14 protein-coding genes and 1 pseudogene are annotated in these 17,617 nt (G+C 67.1%); all 15 read right to left on the bottom strand.

Features of this window, described 5'->3' with window-relative positions:
- Window positions 1–127 (bottom strand): annotated as a pseudogene (locus tag D2E22_RS08745) (phosphate ABC transporter ATP-binding protein); the annotation flags it as partial.
- A gap of 58 nt (window positions 128–185) precedes the next feature.
- Entirely contained in the window at window positions 186–1,178 is a 993-nt protein-coding gene (gene pstA / locus D2E22_RS08740) for a phosphate ABC transporter permease PstA (RefSeq protein ID WP_126032722.1), read from the bottom strand.
- The gene (pstC, locus tag D2E22_RS08735; RefSeq protein WP_126032721.1) at window positions 1,175–2,149 is read right to left on the bottom strand and encodes a phosphate ABC transporter permease subunit PstC; all 975 of its coding nucleotides are present in this window, start codon (window positions 2,147–2,149) and stop codon (window positions 1,175–1,177) included. Before pstC ends, pstA begins: the two co-directional genes overlap by 4 nt.
- Before the next feature lie 5 nt (window positions 2,150–2,154).
- Window positions 2,155–3,270 carry a phosphate ABC transporter substrate-binding protein PstS gene (locus D2E22_RS08730; protein WP_126032720.1) on the bottom strand — a complete coding sequence of 372 codons (1,116 nt, stop codon included), beginning with the start codon at window positions 3,268–3,270 and terminating at the stop codon, window positions 2,155–2,157.
- Window positions 3,271–3,369: 99 nt separating this feature from the next.
- Window positions 3,370–4,065 (bottom strand): response regulator transcription factor, encoded by a 696-nt coding sequence (locus D2E22_RS08725; protein ID WP_126032719.1) that lies wholly within the window; start codon window positions 4,063–4,065, stop codon window positions 3,370–3,372.
- Window positions 4,062–5,288 carry a sensor histidine kinase gene (locus D2E22_RS08720; protein WP_126032718.1) on the bottom strand — a complete coding sequence of 409 codons (1,227 nt, stop codon included), beginning with the start codon at window positions 5,286–5,288 and terminating at the stop codon, window positions 4,062–4,064. Before D2E22_RS08720 ends, D2E22_RS08725 begins: the two co-directional genes overlap by 4 nt.
- Before the next feature lie 4 nt (window positions 5,289–5,292).
- On the bottom strand, window positions 5,293–5,994 hold the full coding sequence (gene mtnN, locus D2E22_RS08715) for a 5'-methylthioadenosine/S-adenosylhomocysteine nucleosidase (RefSeq protein ID WP_126032717.1): 702 nt from the start codon (window positions 5,992–5,994) through the stop codon (window positions 5,293–5,295).
- 45 nt (window positions 5,995–6,039) lie between these two features.
- Window positions 6,040–7,218 (bottom strand): 3-deoxy-7-phosphoheptulonate synthase, encoded by a 1,179-nt coding sequence (locus tag D2E22_RS08710; RefSeq protein ID WP_126032733.1) that lies wholly within the window; start codon window positions 7,216–7,218, stop codon window positions 6,040–6,042.
- 178 nt (window positions 7,219–7,396) lie between these two features.
- On the bottom strand, window positions 7,397–9,421 hold the full coding sequence (locus tag D2E22_RS08705) for an acyltransferase family protein (protein ID WP_126032716.1): 2,025 nt from the start codon (window positions 9,419–9,421) through the stop codon (window positions 7,397–7,399).
- Window positions 9,422–9,437: 16 nt separating this feature from the next.
- On the bottom strand, window positions 9,438–10,565 hold the full coding sequence (locus tag D2E22_RS08700) for a 3-deoxy-7-phosphoheptulonate synthase (RefSeq protein ID WP_126032715.1): 1,128 nt from the start codon (window positions 10,563–10,565) through the stop codon (window positions 9,438–9,440).
- Between the two features lie 197 nt (window positions 10,566–10,762).
- The gene (locus D2E22_RS08695) at window positions 10,763–12,100 is read right to left on the bottom strand and encodes a C1 family peptidase (protein WP_126032714.1); all 1,338 of its coding nucleotides are present in this window, start codon (window positions 12,098–12,100) and stop codon (window positions 10,763–10,765) included.
- Between the two features lie 127 nt (window positions 12,101–12,227).
- Window positions 12,228–13,826, bottom strand: coding sequence for a cell division protein (locus D2E22_RS08690; RefSeq protein ID WP_241218347.1), 1,599 nt, complete (start codon window positions 13,824–13,826; stop codon window positions 12,228–12,230).
- Between the two features lie 267 nt (window positions 13,827–14,093).
- Window positions 14,094–14,771: a pyroglutamyl-peptidase I gene (locus tag D2E22_RS08685; protein ID WP_126032713.1), complete on the bottom strand. Its 678-nt coding sequence runs from the start codon at window positions 14,769–14,771 to the stop codon at window positions 14,094–14,096.
- A 462-nt stretch (window positions 14,772–15,233) separates the two neighbouring features.
- Window positions 15,234–16,280, bottom strand: coding sequence for a restriction endonuclease (locus D2E22_RS08680; RefSeq protein WP_126032712.1), 1,047 nt, complete (start codon window positions 16,278–16,280; stop codon window positions 15,234–15,236).
- Window positions 16,281–16,789: 509 nt separating this feature from the next.
- On the bottom strand, window positions 16,790–17,614 hold the full coding sequence (locus tag D2E22_RS08675) for an IspD/TarI family cytidylyltransferase (RefSeq protein ID WP_126032711.1): 825 nt from the start codon (window positions 17,612–17,614) through the stop codon (window positions 16,790–16,792).
- Window positions 17,615–17,617 lie beyond the last annotated feature (3 nt).

Here is a 17,617-nt window from a genome sequence, read left to right as displayed (position 1 = left end):
TGCCGCAGCCGGACGGCCCGATGAACGCGGTCACCTTGTTCGCCGCGATATGCAGGTTGACGTCCTCGACGGCCAGAAAACTGCCGTAGTAGATATTGAGATGATTGACGTCGATTTGCTGTCCCATGCGTTCCTTCCTTGACTGACTGTACGTACGTTGCCGGGGCGCCGCGGCGCCCGCCGGCTCATTTCTTCTTCGGCGCGAAGACCTTCGCGACGATCCTGCCGATAAGGTTGAGGACGAGCACGATGACGATGAGCACGAGCGCGGCCGACCACGCACGCTCCATCGGGATGCCGGTGACGCAGCCGCTTCCGGCGTCGGCCGGGCAGTTCGCGTGGTACTTCGAGTACTCCTGGTAGACGAACACCGGCAGCGTCGTCATCTCCCCCGAGAACAGATTCGCGTTCGTCGACACGATGTAGCCGGCCGTCATCAGCAGCGGCGCCGTCTCGCCGATGACGCGCGCGATCGCGAGGATCGAGCCGGAGACGATGCCCGGCAGCGCCGTGCGCAGCACGACCTTCGTGATCGTGCGCTGCTTCGTGACGCCCAGCGCGAGCGACGCCTCACGCAGGTCGTTCGGCACGATCTTGAGCATCTCCTCGGTCGTCTTGACGACGGTCGGGATCATCAGCAGCGACAGCGCGACCGATCCCTCGAAACCGCTGAGCGTGCCGGGGCCGACGAGGATCGCGAACATCGAGTAGGCGAACAGGCCGGCGACGATCGACGGGATGCCGCTCATGACGTCGACGAGCAGATGGATCGTGCGCGCGAGCTTCGAGCCGCCGGCGTATTCGATCAGGTAGACGGCGCACATGACGCCGATCGGGATCGAGATGACCATCGCGCCGAGCGTGATCTCCAACGTGCCGATGATCGCGTGCAGGATGCCGCCGTACCCGCCCGACGGCGTCGGGTTGCCGCCGATGACGTTCGTCATGTTATGCGACAGGAAATCCCAGTTGAGGCGGCGCGCGCCGTGCACGAGCGTCGTCCACAGCACCGAGACGAGCGGGATCAGCGCGACGACGAAGGCGAGGATGATGAGCGCGCGCATCGCGATGTCCTTGCGCTTGCGCGACGCCGTGTACGAACGGGTCGGGTTGAACTTGTCGAAATCGATGGCCGGCGCCTGGTCGGCCTTCGGCGAGGACTGCGGTTGGGCCATCATTTGCTCGCTTTCTCGGTGATGCGACGCGCCAGCAGGTTCACGAGGAACGTGATGACGAACAGCACGAGGCCGGTGCCGATGAGCACCGAGACGCCGATGCTGTCCGCCTCCGGGTATTGGGCGGCGATGTTCGCGGCGATCGTCTGGTTCTGGGAGGCCTGCAGCAGATGGAACGAGTATTTGAGTCCCGGCGAGAGGATCATCAGCACGGCCATCGTCTCGCCGAGAGCACGGCCCAGGCCGAGCATCGACGCCGAGATGATGCCCGAACGCGCGAACGGCAGCACCGAAAGGCGGATCATCTCCCACTTCGTCGCGCCGAGGCCGAGCGCGGCCTCCTCGAGCAGCTTCGGCGTCTGCAGGAAGATGTCGCGTGCGATCGATGTGATGATCGGCAGGATCATGATCGCGAGCACGAGCGCGACCGTCGCCACGGTGCGCGGCGGGTTCGCGGCGGGGCCGGCGAACAGCGGGATCCAGCCGAGATGCCCGGCGACCCAGTTCCAGAACGGGTAGATCGCCGGCACGAGGACGAGGCCGCCCCACAGGCCGTAGATGACCGACGGGATCGCGGCGAGGATGTCGACGATGTAGCTGAGCGCGGCGGCGAGGCGCTTGGGCGCGTAATGCGAGATGAACAGCGCGATGCCGATCGAGACGAAGAACGCGATGACGAGCGCGAGCGCGGCGACGAGCACGGTGCCGAACAGCAGCGGGCCGACGTAGCCCCAGAAGTTCGTCGCACGGCCGCCGGTGAAGTTCGCGATGACCTCGCGGTTCGTCTGCTGGTCGCCGCCGATGAGCGGCCATGCGCGGAACAGCAGGAACAGCGCGACGGCGGCGAGCACGACGAGGATCAGGATGCCGCAGGCGTAGGCGACGGCGCGGAAGACGCGGTCGGCCTTCTCGCCGCTGACCGGTTTCGTCAGCGGCGAGGCGGAGGATGATGAGGGTTTCGATGCCGATGTCATGGGACTCATTTCACTTCCATCGCGTCCACGGAGGCGCGCACGTATGCGGCGATGTTGTCGGGCAGCGGCGCCGAGCCCGTCGCCTTCATCGCCTGGTCCTGCCCTTTCTCGCTCGTGACGTAGCCGAGCCACGACTTGGCGAAGCGCGCCGTATTCTCGTCACGGTAGGCGGGGCAGGCGATGTCGTAGGAGACGAGCACGATCGGGTACGCGCCTTCGACGCTCGTCTTGTGGTTGATGTCGAGGACGACGCGGTGTTCGCCGGCCGCCGATTCGTCGAGCGTCGAATCGGCGATGGCCTTCGAGGCCGCCTCGGCCGAGATCTCGGTGTAGTCGTCGCCGACCTTGATCGCGACGGTGCCCATGCCGCCGGCCTGGGAGAAGTCGGCGTAGCCGATCGTGCCGTTCGCCTGATCGATCGTCGAGATGACGCCCGACGTGCCCTTCGCGCCCTGGCCGACGTCGTTCGGCCAGTTCTCCGAAAGCTCGTACGGCCAGTCCTTCGGCGCGGCGGCCTTGACGTATTCGAGGAAGTTGAGCGTCGTACCGGACTTGTCCGAGCGGTGCACGACGGTGATCGGCAGGTCGGGCAGCTCGAGGTCGGGGTTCTGCTTCCTGAGCGACGCGTCGTTCCAGCGCGTGATCTTCCCGTTGAAGATCCTCGCGACCGTCGCCGCGTCCATGTTGATGTGCTTGCCGGCGTCGGAGATGCCGTGCAGGTTGAAGACGATCGCCAGCGGCGATATGTACACCGGCACGTCGAAGGCCGTCCGCCCCGCGCACACCTGCTTCGACTCCTCGACCTGCTTCTCGTCGAGCGGCTTGTCGGAGCCGGCCCAGACGGTCGCGCCGGTCAGGAAGGTGACGACGCCGGCGCCGGAGCCGGACGGGTTGTAGGAGATCTTCGCATCCGGATTCGTCTTCTGGTAGCCGGCGATCCACGCCTCGACGGCGGTCTGCTGCGAGGATGCGCCGGCGCCGGCGAAGCTGCCCGAGACCGATGCGGCGTTCGATGACGGGCGATGCTCCGGATCGACGTTGTCCCCGCACGCCGCGCCGGCGGCGACGACGATGATGCCGCACAGCGCCGCGAGCGCGCGCCGTGCAAGATTGCTACGCATGTGGTGTCCTTTGGTCACGGTGCCATTCTATCCAACCAATCCAGTCTAGGGGACACCGCCGATGCACCCGCGCCCGGAAAGTGAATTTAGCGTGAACGATCATTCGCCGATCCGGTAGCCGACGCCGCGCACCGTCGTCAGCAGCGCCGGATGCGCCGGATCGTCCTCGATCTTCGCGCGGATGCGTTTGATGTGCACATCGAGCGTCTTCGTGTCGCCGACGTAGTCGCTGCCCCAGACGCGCGCGATGAGCTGATGGCGCGTGAGCACATGCCCTTTGTTGCGCAGCAGGTATTCGAGGACCTCGAACTCCTTGAGCGGGAACGCCGTCAGTTCGCCGTGCACCCGCACCTCGTGCGACGCGACCGACATCTCGACCGGTCCGCAGCCGAGCGTCCTGACGGCGTCGGCGCGCGCGCCCCCGTCCTGGCCTTCGATGCTGCGGCGCAGCACGGCGTGGATGCGCGCGAGCAGCTCGCGGAACGAATACGGCTTCGTCACATAGTCGTCGGCGCCGATCTCGAGGCCGACGATGACGTCGTTCTCGGTCGACTTCGCCGTCACCATGATGATCGGCACGCGGCGCAGCTCGCGCATGCGCCGGCACAGCGTCGTCCCCGAGACGCCGGGCAGCATCAGGTCGAGCAGCACGAGGTCGAATTCCATCTCCTCGTAGAGCGTCCACGCCTCCTCGCCGGTGGACGCGCCGTAGGCCTCGTAGCCTTCGCGCGTGAGCTGGTAGAGCAGCGGATCGAGATACGACTGTTCGTCCTCGACGATCAGTATGCGGGTCATCGGATGTCCTCCTTGCGCTGATGGTCCGAAGCGGCCGCGGCTTCCGGTTCGTCCGGCGTCGCGGTGTTCTGCGCGAGCGGCAGCTCCACCGTGAACGTCGACCCCTCCCCCGGGCGCGACCACAGCGTGATGCGCCCGTGGTTGGCGCGCACATGATTGTTGGCGATCGACAATCCGAGCCCGGTGCCGCCGGTCAGCCGCGAGCGCGCCGGGTCGACGCGGTAGAAGCGTTCGAAGACGCGTCCCTGCAGCCGCTGCGGGATGCCGACGCCGTGGTCGACGACGCGGATGCGCGCCTCGTCGCCTGCGCGCGTGAGCTCGATGGCGACGACGGCTCCCTCGGGCGAATAGTTGATCGCGTTCTCGATGATGTTCTTGAACGCGATGCGCATGCCGGCGGCGTCGACCTCGACCGGCAGCGGCGCGCCGTCGGCGGCGTCGCGCAGTTGCACGGCCGTGCGGCGCGCGCCCGCCGCGACCTCGGTGTCGGCGACCGCCTGCGCGACGAGCCCGCGCACGTCCACGGCGTCCACGGCGTCCACGGTCCGTTTGTCGACGGCGTTCATGCGCCCCAGCTCGATCAGGCGGCGCACGAGCCCGTCGAGCCGTTTCGCCTCGACGCCGATGCGCGCGGCGAAATGGCGGATCATGTCGACGTCGTCGCCGGCGTCGTCGATCGTCTCGGCGAGCAGCATGATCGCGCCGACCGGCGTCTTGAGTTCATGGGAGACGTTCGTCACGAAGTCGCGGCGCACGCGGTCGACGCTGCGCCGGTAGCCGGTGTCCGCGCAGACGAGCGTGATGCGCCCCGGCGCCGTCGGCTGTGTGGTTAATTGTGCGCTCGCGGCGACATGCATGCGGCCCGTGCCGCGCATGAGCGTCAGCTCACGGTCGACGGGCCCCTGCGCCGCCTCGTCCACGAGCGCGCGCACGGCCTCGTCGGCGAGCATGCCGTCGACGACGATGCCGCGTTCGACGGCCGCCTCGTTCGCGACGAGCACGGCGCCGGAGACGTCGGCGACGACGACGGCCTCCTCGAGCATCGCGAGCATGCGGCGTTCGGCGTCGACGGCGTCGGCGTCTGCGAGGCCCGCGAACAATGCGCGTGTGTGCGGCATGCGGTCGCGTGCATGTGCCGCGCCCGCACGGTAGGCGACGACGGCCGTCACGGCCATGACGAGCACGGCCGCGACGGCGAGCGCCGCCGTGAGCGCCGGCGTCATCGGATCACATCCTGCACAGGATCTCGACGGCGAGCTTCGCCGCCGTGTCCGCGTAGGCGCTCACGTCGAAGGAGCGGAAATCCTCGTAGTCGGTGTCGGCGTTGTCGCTCATCGCGCGGATGACGAGCGCCGGCACGTCGTTGCGGGCGGCGACGTGCACGACGGCGGCGCCCTCCATCTCGACGGCGTCGGCGTGCGTCTCGCGGATGACGCGTTCGACCTGCTCGGGCGAGTCGACGAAGTAGTTGCCGGAGGCGATGACGCCGTTGATGTGGCGGATGCCCATGCCGTCGAGCGCGTCCTCGGCGAGCGCGATGAGCTCGGGGTCGGAGTGGAACTCCTCGGACTGCGGCTTCCACTGGCCGATCAGGCGCATGTCGGTGTCGAGGTAGCGCAGCGTCTCGCCGAGGACGATGTCGTTGATGTGCAGCTCAGGGTTGAGGTTGCCGGCGATGCCGGAGAACAGCACGGCGTCGGGCTGCGCGACGTCGATGAGGCACTGCGTCGTCGCGGCCGCGTTGACCAGTCCCATGCCGCCGACGGTCACCGAGACGTTGAGTTCGCGTCCGTCGTGCGTCGGCAATGTGCCGTGCGTGATCGTCAGGCTCGCGCGACGCTCCTCGGTGACGTCGTTGAGCGAGGCGGCGATATGCGCGGCCTCCTCCTCGAGCGCGCTGATGATGACGACGGTGCTGAAGCTGGCCATGGATGTCCTTCCGTTGGTTCGGTTGATGATGCGTCGCGTGCGCGTTCAGCGCCAGCGGCGTGCTCTGACGGCGTCGGCGAGTTCGCGCAGCAGGCGGTCGGTCTCGGGCCAGCTGATGCAGCGGTCGGTGATCGACTTGCCGTAGACGAGCCGGTCGAGCGGGCCCTCCGGCTGGTTGCCGCCTTCGATGAAACTCTCCATCATGATGCCGGTCACGCCCTGTTCGCCGTCGGCGATGCGCGCGGCGATGTCGCGTACGACGGCGGCCTGACGCACCTCGTCCTTGCCGGAGTTGCCGTGCGAGCAGTCGACGATCAGGCCGTGCGCGGCCGCCGTGTCGGCGTCCATCGCCCCGCGGATCATCGCCATCGCCTCGCCGACCGACGCGGCGTCGTAGTTCGGGCCGTGGCTCGAGCCGCGCAGCACGATGTGGCAGTCGGGGTTGCCGAGCGTCTCGACGGCGCAGGCGCGCCCCTGATGGTCGATGCCGAAGAAGGTGTGCTGGCGGCCGGCCGTGATGCAGCTGTTCATCGCCGCCTTGACCGAGCCGTCGGTCGCGTTCTTGAAGCCGATCGGCATGCTCATGCCGCTCGCGAGCTGGCGGTGCACCTGGCTTTCGGTGTTGCGCGCACCGATCGCGCCCCAGCTGATCGCGTCGGCGATGTACTGCGGGCTCGTCGGCTCGAGGAACTCGGTCGCGGCGGCGAGGCCGGCGCCGAGCACGTCGAGCAGCGTCCGCCGGGCGAGCAGCAGGCCTTTTTGGATGTTGTGGCTGCCGTCGATGTCCGGATCGTTGATCAGGCCCTTCCATCCGACGGTGCTGCGCGGCTTCTCGAAGTAGACGCGCATGACGATGAGCAGCTCGCCCTCGAGCTCCTGCTTGACGTCGTAGAGCCGACGCGCGTAGTCGAGCGCGGCCTTCGGATCATGCACCGAGCACGGGCCGACGATGACGAGCAGCCGGTCGTCCTGTCCGTAGAGGCATGCGCGGATCTCGTCGCGCGAATAGGCGACGGTGTCCTGCGCGGCCGCGTCGAGCGGGAGCTCCGACAGCACCTGCGCCGGCGCCGGCAGCGGATCGAGCTCCATGACGCGGCGGTTGATGATGCGGTCGATTCCGACGGCGTCCTCCCAGTGGGGCAGATCCGGGATCGCCGTGAACGGGTTGCCGCCGGCCGCCATGACGGCGTGCACCTCGTCGAGCTTCGCCGATGTGTAGGTCATCGGCTCGCCGAGCTCGATCGCGCGGCGGTGGTCCTCGCGGAACGTGTGCCTGGGCGTGTCGTCGCGGCGCGTGTCCTGATCGCTCATGATGCTCCTTCTTGTTCCGGCCTCAGCTTAGCAAGGACGACGCACGGCGCATGATCCGCGCCGCGCACATGCCGCGGCCGCCGGTGCGGGCTCACTGCGGGCACACGGCGCGCATCAGCATCCGTTCGTAGGCCTGCGTGCCCAGTTCGTTCGGGTGCGTGCCGTCGTCGTACAGGTATTCGGGATGCGCGCCGGAAAGCGCCGACCAGTCGATGACGCCGACGTTCGGATGCGCGTTCGCGGCGTCGATGAACAGCCGGTTCGTCTGGTCGGTCCATGCGACGGGCGCGCGCGTCGTCAGGAAGTACACCGGCCGGCCGTTCGCCAGACGGATGACCTCGTCGACGCTCTGCTGCGTCGGCGGCCCGTTCGTGCCGAGCGCGAAGACGATGAGCTGCGGGTCCTCGCTCGCCAGATACTGGCGCAGCAGATCGACGCCCGTGCCGAACTGGCGGCTGACGGCGCCGTCGACGTGCGCGTTCGGGAAATGCTGCATGAGCGTCGACGCGACGCCTTCGGTCACCGAATCGCCGACGACGAGCAGACGCGCGTCGCAGGTCCCCGCCGCGGCGTCGCAGCGCCAACGCGACGGATCGAGGTTGTCGGGGACCTTGAGCGCCTCGACCTTCGGTTTCGCCGGCTCCGGCGTGGCGGGACGCGCCGCCGTCTCCTTCGGCTTCGGCGCGGGCTTCGCCGGCTCCGCCCCGCGCTGCGCGTCGAGCTCCTTCCTCGCCTGCTCGGCCGTCATCGCGAGTTCGGGGCGAAGCGCGACGGAGCGTTCGCGCACGAGCTGACGCCACGGCAGCGGCAGCAGCATGATGACGATGATGACGACGCCGGTCACCGCGCCGATGAAGGCGCCCGGACGCTGCGTACGCTCCGGGTTGTCGCGACGGCGGCGCGTCCACGGCAGCCACGGCGCGCCGCGCAGCGCCTCGATGCATTGGTAGAAGACCTCGCCGACGACGAGGATGACGGCGAACTGCCCGATCACGGCCCACCACGGCGTATGCGCGCGCGTCGCCGGATTCATGACGAGCAGCAGCGGATAGTGCACAAGGTACAGCGAGAACGACCGCGAGCCCAGATAGACGAACGCCTTGACGCCCATCGCGCGCCCGAAGGCGCCCGGCAGCGTCCCGGCCCACAGCATCGCCGCCGTCAGCAGCGCGTAAAGCAGGAAGCCGCCGCGGTACATCCATGCGCCGGAGGCGTCGACGGCGAACATCGAGACGATGAGGACCGCCAGGCACAGGAAGGCGGCCATGTCGACGACACGGCCGGCGGTGAGCGGCAGCACACGCGAGCCGATACGCACGTCGCGCCGGCGCGCGCGCCATGCCATGGCGGACGGCGCCCCGCCGTCGGCGCGGTGCATGAGGACGGCGAGCAGCGCACCGACGAGCAGCTCGGCGGCGCGCGTATCGAGACCGTAGTATATGCGCGACGTGTCGTGTCCCGGCATGTACAGCATCGCCATCTCGGCCGTCGAGGCCGCGATGAGCGCGGCGACCGTGCAGGCGCGCGCCCATTTGCGGCGCATGAAGCGCACGACGAGCGCGAGCAGCAGCGGCCACAGCAGATAGAACTGCATGATCAGGCTCGTGTACCACAGATGCGTCAGCGGCGACGGCAGACCGGCGGCGTCGAAATACGAGACGCGGCGGAAGACGTACGACCAGTTGCTGTAGAACAGCGCGCTCGGCACGGCGTCGGCGCGCAGCTTGAGCAGCAGCGACGGCGCCCACATGTAGACGATGACGGCCGCGAACGCGATCGTCGTGAGCACCGGCGGCCAGATGCGCCGTGCGCGGCGCGCGACGAAGCCCGGGTAGGAGCAACGTCCCGACTCGAGCAGTCCGAGCAGTCCGCGCGTGATCAGGAAACCGGAAAGCACAAGGAAGACGGTGACGCCGAGGAAGCCGCCGGCGGCGAGCGACGGGCGCGCATGGTACAGCAGCACGCCGCCGATCGCGAGCGCGCGCAGGCCGTCGATGACGCGGATGTGGCTGCCCGCCGTCGATTCGCGACGCGCGACGGGCCGGATGGACGCGGCGGATGCTGATACGCCTCCGGGCAGCTGCGACGCGTTGCCGCTGGCGATGATGCGTTGCATCGTACGATGCGCTCACTCAGTCGCCGCGCCGTGCGGCGACGGCGTCGGCGAGTTCGCGCAGCACCTGCTCGGTGCGGTCCCATGGCACGCAGGAGTCGGTCACCGACTGGCCGTAGACGAGCTGGTCGAGCGGCGCCGGCTTCTGATGGCCGCCCTTGAGGAAGCTCTCCATCATGATGCCGAGGATGCCGCGTTCGCCCGCTGCGATGCGCGATGCGATGTCCTCGACGACGCGTGCCTCGACGACCTCGTCCTTGCCGCAGTTGCCGTGCGCGGCGTCGATGACGAGTCCGTGGTCGCTCGGGCCGCTCGCATTCGACTCCCTGAGCGCGTCGAGCGCGTCGGCCACCGAGACCGGGTCGTAGTTCGGGCCGCTGCTCGAGCCGCGTAGCACGAGATGACAGTCGGGGTTGCCCTTCGTCTCGGCGGAGATGACCTGACCGTCGAGGTTGACGGACAGGAAATGGTGCTCGAAGGCGGCCGTGTAGCACGAGTCGGCGGCGGGCTTGATCGAGCCGTCGGTCGCGTTCTTGAAGCCGATCGGCATGCTCATGCCGCTCGCCAGCTCGCGGTGCACCTGGCTTTCGGTGTTGCGCGCGCCGATCGCGCCCCAGCTGACGAGGTCGCACAGGTACTGCGGCGTGATCGGGTCGAGCCATTCGGTCGCCGCAGGCAGGCCGAGCGACAGCACGTCGGCGAGCACCTTGCGCGCGAGCCACATGCCCTTGCGGATGTCGAAGCGGCCGTTGAGGTCGGGGTCGTTGATCAGGCCCTTCCAGCCGATCGTCGTGCGCGGCTTCTCGAAGTAGACGCGCATGACGATCATCAGCCGGTCCTTGAGCTCCTCGTTGAGCGCGGCCAGCCTCGCCGCGTACTCGTGCGCGGCCTTCGGATCGTGGATCGAGCACGGGCCGACGATCGCGAGCACGCGGTCGTCGCGGCCGTGCAGGATGTCGCGGATCTGCCGGCGCGAGGACAGGACGAGCTCGCCCATCGCGTCGGTCAGCGGCAGCTCCTTGATGAAATAGCGCGGGGCCGGGATCGGGTCGAGCTGACGGATGTTGACGTCGACGGTCTCGGGCACCACGGCGCGCGCGTCGAGCACATTGTCCTGCGAACTGTCCGGACCACGAAGGGCTGCCATCGTTCGTTCCTCTTCCTCTTATCGATCCTCTTGCATCCTCATACACATTCCCAAGCGGGAAATCGGATATCCATACTAGGCCACATCCCCTGACGTACAGGCGCCGCGTATCACAAAGCGGCGCGCGGGTCTCAAAACCCACGCGCCGCTTGGGCGGGATGTTCAGCGCGACGACCGTCTGCGCCGGGGCGGACATGTCACGCGAGCGCGCCCATCGGATCCCATGCCGGCAGCATCGTCGCCGGCTCGTCGAGCGCCTTGAGGTACTCGTCGGGCAGCATCGCCTTCGGCACGGCCACCTCGAAGACGTACTGGTCGAACCAGTCGTCGCCCATCGTGAAGTAGCCCTTGTCGGCGATCTTCGCGCCCCACGAGTTCTCGACGCGCCAACGGCGCGTCGTCGTGCCGTCGTCCTCGACGTCGACGCCGACGAAGGCCATCGCATGGTTCATCGCCGAGTCGCCGAACCGCACGCGCTGCTCCTTCGTCATGTCGAAGTCGACGCGGTACACCTTGCCGTACTCGAACAGGTCGGTCGCCCATGCGCCGTCGGCGCGGTCCATCATCGGATGGCAGTCGGCGCCGAACCACACCGGGATGCCCTGTTCGACGAGGATGTCGCGCACGCAGTCCTTCATGAACCGCACCGGCACGTTGAGGTATTCGGTCGGGTCGCCGCCGACGACGTTGCCCAGATGCTCGATGCCGATCTTCCTGCCCTTCGCGTGCTCGCGCCGCGGATCGTCGACGAGGCAGACGTAGCTTTCGAGATCGGCGGAGCCGACGTATCTGGCCCAGAACTCCTGAGGCGTGATCTCGCCGTCGCGGTGGAAGACGCCGTCGGCGTCGGTCCACTCCCAGTGGAAGCGCTTCGGCGGCTCGCCGAGGTGGATCGTGAGCATGCGGTGGCCGGCCTCGACGGTGTCGCGCACGATGTCGTCGATCCGCGAGGGGTCGTCGACCATGTGCGCGACGGCCGTGTGCAGCAGGCGGCGCAGCTGCGTGTTCATCTCGCCGGTGTTCTTCGACGACTCGGTCTCCGGATACAGGTCCTTCGGCACGGCGCCGTACTTCTTGTAGACGTTGAGCGCCATCGTCCACTGGCCGCCGTCACCCATGACGTCGGCGAGCATGTGCTGGAACAGGCGCGAGTCGATCGGTTCGCCGGCACGGACCAGCTCGGCCATGTCGCCCATGAAGTAGTTGATGCGCTCGAGCTTGTCGTAGTACATCGCGTAGTTCTGCGAGAACTCGAACTCCTTGAGGTTCATGTTCCTCTTCGCGACGAAGCGCGCCACGTTGAGCGAGCTGAACAGCCAGCAGCGGCCCGAGCGGTCCTGATGGGTCGCCTCGCCGTTGTCGACGGTCGTCGAGAAGCGGCGCTGCAGCAGGCGCGCGCGGTCGTAGTTGCGCGCGACCTTGTCGATGCCGGCGCTCGTGACGGCGTTCATCGCCATGCGGTTGACGGGGTCGGAGTCGAAGTCGGCGGTCAGCTGGTTGAGTTCGTCGGCGGACAATGGGGTGGTTGCGGTCAATGGTGCTCCTTGCTTTCTGGTTCCGGGTGGGTTGCTCTTGCCGGCGCGTGGTGCGCCTTCGACGCGCGACCATCCGCGAGGGCCGCGGTCACGGCCCTCGCGGATGGTCGCGCGATGCTTCGGCCGGTCAGTCGGTCAGCTGCGTGGCGTCGGGGTCGTTGTCGCTCGCGTCGAAGGCCGTCGTCGGCGCGTCGTCGTCGGCGACATGGCCGTCCGTGTCGGTGTCGGTCACGTCGATGACCTCGGTCGTTCTCTCCTCGATATACGGCGCGGCGGCGGCCTCGTCGGCGCCGTCGGAGGCGTCCTCGTGCTCGTGCTCGGGCATCGTCGGCGCTGGCGGGACGATGGGCGTGTGCGTCGCATGGTCGTCGATGAGCATCGTCGTGTCGGCGTCGCCGGCATCGGCGTCGTCGGCATCGTTGTCGGATTCGACGAAGGCGTTGACGACGGACATGTTGTCGGTCGAATGCGCGTTGTCGACGCCGAGGCCGAAGCCGGCGAAGGCGTTCGCGAACATCGAGCGCAGCTCGGAGACGCGCTGCGTGATGTCGGCCTCGCGGCTCTGCAGGTCGCCGATGCGCTTCGTCAGGCCGTCGAGTTCGGACTGCGCGGCGCGGCGGCGCTGCTCGATCTGGTTGCTCGCCTCCTCGCTCGCCTTGCGCACCGTCTGCGCGGACTCCTCGTCCGCCTCCTTGCGCTTGCGCGCGGCGTAGGCGTCGGCCTCCTCGCGGATCCGCTTCGCCTCGGCGATCTGCGTCTCGGCCTCCTCCTTGGCCTGCTGTCGGCGTTCCTCGAGGTTCTTGAGCAGCTCGGAGACCTTTTTCGTCGCCTCGTCCTGCTGCGCGGCGATGTCGGCGCGGATCTGCTCGACCTCGGCGTTGACCTGGCTCATCGTCTTCGTGCGGTTGACCTCGGCCGTGTCGGTGATCTCCTGCGCATGCGACTTCGCGGAGTCGGTGATCTCGCCGGCCTTGCGCTGCGCCTCGGTCATCAGCTTCGAGACCTGCTCGCGCACGTCGGCGAGCTTCTTGTTCGCGTCGGCGAGCGCCGTCTCGATCTGGTCGTTCGTCTCGCTCTTGAGGCGCGCGATCTCCTCGTTCGCGCTGCGGCGCTGGTCGCTGATCTGCTGCGTCGCCTGCGCGCGCAGCTCGGCGAGCTCGCGTTCCTGCGCCGCCTTCTCGGCCTCGAGTCGCTTGACGTGCTCCTCGCGCGAGTTCGTCAGCTCGAGGTCGAGCGTCTGGCGCTGCTCGCTGACCATCTTCGCCGTCGACGCCTTGAGCTGGCTCGCTTCCTGCTGCGCGTTCGTGATGATCGTCGTCGCCTCGTTCTGCGCGTTCTTGAGCATCGTGTCCGCCTTCGCCTGGGCGTCGTCGACGAGATGCTGCGCATCGAGCTTCGCGTTGTTGATCAGCGTCTGCGACTGCGACTGGGCCTCGACGCGCGCGCTCGCCGCGTCCTTCTTCGCACGTTCGAGCAGCTCGGTGCTCGTCTGTTCGGCGGAGGCGAGCATCTGCTGCGCGTTCGCGCCGAGCGACGCGAAGGAGTTGTCCGAGCTGGCCTTGCGGTTCTTCTCCTCCTGCAGCTGCGCCTGGAGCTGCAGCACGGTGTCGTCCCCGGCCTTCACCTGTTCGCGCAGACGGTCGATCGTCGTCTGCGCCGCAATCATCGCCTCATCCACACGTTCTTTGTCGTAGCCACGCAGCACGACCGGGAATCGCTCAACCATTAGTCATTCCTTTCGCGAAAGGGTGTTCGCAGGACCTTCATGTGCGCCGACGACGCACATCCACAGCATGAACTCTAGTCTATGCATATCGCCGGGCGGTGTCACAACACGCGGAAACTCACATTGAGCGCAAAACGTGCGTCGTGCGGCGCCGGCAAGGCCGCCGCGGCGCATTCCGGTTCCGCCCTCCCGCGCGCTCCTTCGCCGCAGAAGACGCTCCGGCTGCCCGACGGCGGTCCGCGGCCGGATCCGGCCACCGGTCGGCGCCTACAGCAGGATGTCCTCGCTCGTCGGCTGCAGATAGTAGCGGGCCGAGGCGCGCACGAGGTCCTTGCCGGCCCGGATCTGCTGGCGCAGCGACAGGCCGTGCTGCGGATGCGGCTGCTCGTTGACGAGCGGCAGATTGACGAATCCGCCCATCGTGTCGCCGCGCTGCGCCGCCCATTCCTGCAGATGGTAGAACAGCGCGTTGCAGACGAAGGTGCCGGCGTCCGAGCTCAACGTCGCCGGGATGTCGTCCTTCGCGAAGGCGTTGAGGATCGCACGCAGCGGCAGTCCGGTCCAATACGCCGCCGGACCGTGCTCGTTGATGACGCGGCGGCCGGGGATGACGTTCTCGGCGTCGGGCCGGGTCGTGTCCTTGAGATTGATCGCGCAGCGCTCGAGCAGGATGCCGCGCGCCGCGCGCTTGAGCCCGGTCGCGATGACGATGTTCGGCTGCACCTCCTCGAGTGTGTCGTGCAGCTTCGCCCATCCGTTGCGAAAGCTGACCGGCACATGCACGGCATGCACGTCGATCGCGACGTCGTGCAGCGGGTCCTCGATGTTGTCCCGGTCGACGTCGACGCCTTCGTCCGCGAGCGCGTCGGGCACGACGAGCGACGGGTTCACGCCGACTCCCTCATAAGGGTCGAATCCGGAAATCACGACGGTAAGTTGCTCCATGTCTCCCTAGTGTAGACGCGCGGCGCAGATACTGCAGTGTGAACGTACGTCAGCATAACCACGCACTTGCATAACCACGCGCCCCATAGTCGCGCGCCACCATGAACATCCGCCGCACCGGCAGGCATCCCGCATGCAACTCGGCTGAGCGGTAGCATTTCGCGCGACTACCCCACCTATCACCCCCCCAAAACCGCACGATTCCGCGGGGCATACTCGCCTACCCGCAGGAAAATGCACCTTCCCAGCCGAGATACCAGCGAACCGCCACCCGACACGGACCTACACAGGTTGTATGCCAAAGGTTGGTGGCAGTCTGTCGGTAGGGTCACCTCGATACTGCCATTGCAACCACCACTGACAGCAGTCTGAGGGTAACCACACCTCAAAACTGCCGCCACAGCCACTGCCAGCGGCAGTATGTGGGTGGCTGCACCTTGAGACTGCCACCGACCACGGGAGCTATACGCGCATATCGGCGGGGATGTGCTGCATGAGGTCCGCCCGGGTGAGCATGAAAGACGATTCGGAAGGCTGGATGTCGCCCTGTATCTGCAACGCCTCCTGACAAAGTCGGACAAGCTGCGCGCCGTCGATGAGTTCCATGCCGACCTGCTGCGCATACTCGAGCGCATCCGACGTGAACCGGCTCGTCGTGATGAAGAGCAGACCCTGCGCGTGCTCCGTCATGTTGGCGCCCTGCAGCTTTTGCAGCAGCGGACGCCCGATATGGTGTCTGGGGTTGTAGCATTTGCATTCGGCGATGTAGCTCGTCCCGTTCGGACTGTGGATTTTGAGATCGAAGCCGCCGTCCCGGGTCGGCGGCGTCACCTGCGCCTGCCATCCGAACTGGCGCAGCAAGTCGGCGCAGAAACCTTCGAAATCCGAAGGATTGATGCTGAACCTTTGGACGATGGCGTCGATGCTGGTGGCGGTGCGCCGGGCGCGCAGCTGTGCGAGGACGGCATCTCGCTTCGCCTGTTCCTCCGCGCAATAGCTGATCAGCGTCCCCGCGTCGCGCAGCTGTCGCACGAAAGCATAGGATGCGAAAGGATCGTCACCTAGGATCTTCCATTGGCCGACGAGTATGACGCTCAGCTGATGAATGATGCCTGTGTCGTTGGAACGGCGGTCACGGGTACCATCGCGCTTGGCCGCTTTCCATACCGGATATCCCAGAACGAATGATCCCGGCACTTGAGGTCGCTTCGCTTTGCGTATCCGCATGGATTTCGGCACGGCCACGCCGTATTCCCTGTAGAAGCGGTCGCGTCGGATTTCCTGAATGAGCAGTTGCACAAGCTTGACGAGCAACGCCACCAAAGCGATGGCGACGATGACGGCAATTGCTATGTCGATGAAATGCAGATGCTGCGGGAATATTGAGTTCATCATCGTGTCTGCTCCCGTCATGGAGTTCTGCTGGTAGGGCGTACGCCGTGCAGGCGTTGTGTTCATCCCTTCATTGATGTGTCTGGGCATGCCGCGTATTCGGCGTTCGGAGAGCATTGGACGCCCCTCATGGGAACGCCGCCCGTATCCGCGTCGTCGATGCGTTCATATGACGATTATATTGCCCGGGCACTGTCTCCGATGCCCCTCTATGTTCCGCCGATTCCCGATGCTTGCCTGTGGTCATCATGCTGTGGCGTAGACCTGCGTCAGCGTAGACGCACACCATAACCATAGTTGTGCGTCACCATGGACTTCCGCCGCGCCGAGCGTCGCTTCTCCCGCCATCTCACGCACCGCCGGCAGGCATCCCGCATGCAACTCGGCTGAGCGGTAGCATTTCGCGCGACTACCCCACCTATCAACCCCCAAAACCGCACGATTCCGCGGGGCATACTCGCCTACCCGCAGGAAAATGCACCCTCCCAGCCGAGATACCAGCGAACCGCCACCCGACACGGACCTACACAGCCGTAGACACACGCACAACAACGCAAAACGCGGCGCACAGGAGCCGTACTCCCATGCGCCGCGTTCGTCTTCGCAGCTGATTCAGCGCAGCCGGTTCAGCTCAGCGCCTGCTGGAACATCGTATGCACCTGCTGCTTGGCGGCGGCCTTCGTGATCTCGCCGGCGATGAGCGTCGCGAACGGCATGTCGTCGCGCGTCGTGACCTTCATGTTGAGCGGCGAACCGCCGACGATCGCCACCGGCGTATCCGGCAGGTAGTCGACGACGACGCGCGTGTCGTCGGTCGGACGGAAATCGGAGTCGTCGGACGCGAGCGCGTAGGCCTCGTGGATCGTCGCGAAGCGGAAGGCCTGCGGCGTCTGCGCGCGGTACGAGTGGCGCCGTTCGGGCACCGACTTGACGGCCTGCCGGTCGCCGAGGTCCTCAGTGAGCAGGATCGTGTCCGTCGACGGGCACGCGACGGTGGCCGCGTCGAACTCCTCGAGTGCATCGATGCAGCCGTCGATCTGCGACTGCATGACGAAGGGCCGCACCGAATCGTGGATGAGGATCTTCGCGTCGCCGGGCACGCCGGCGGCGGACAGCGTATCGAGCGCCGCGGCCGTGCTGTCCGCGCGTTCGGTGCCACCGTCGATGACGGCGCGCACCTTCGTGGCGCCGCCGTCGCGGATGAGCTGTTCGATCGCGGCGCGCACCTGCGCGTTGACGACGACGATGATGTCGCTGACACGCGCGTTGCGTTCGAAGGCGTCGATGCTCCACCCGACGATCGGCTTTCCGTCGATTGCGACGAGCTGCTTGGGGTTGTCCGGATCGAAGCGCAGGCCCGAGCCGGCGGCGAGCACGACGGCGACGACCGGCGCATCGCGGCGTCCCTGAGCCTGCGCGTCGTCCGTTGTGGTCACGTTCTGTTGTTCCATGGT

This window comes from Bifidobacterium castoris (assembly GCF_003952025.1).
In the GTDB taxonomy this organism is placed as follows: domain Bacteria; phylum Actinomycetota; class Actinomycetes; order Actinomycetales; family Bifidobacteriaceae; genus Bifidobacterium; species Bifidobacterium castoris.
The sequence above is the reverse complement of the archived record's forward strand: the minus strand, read 5'-3'. Positions and strand labels throughout refer to the sequence as shown.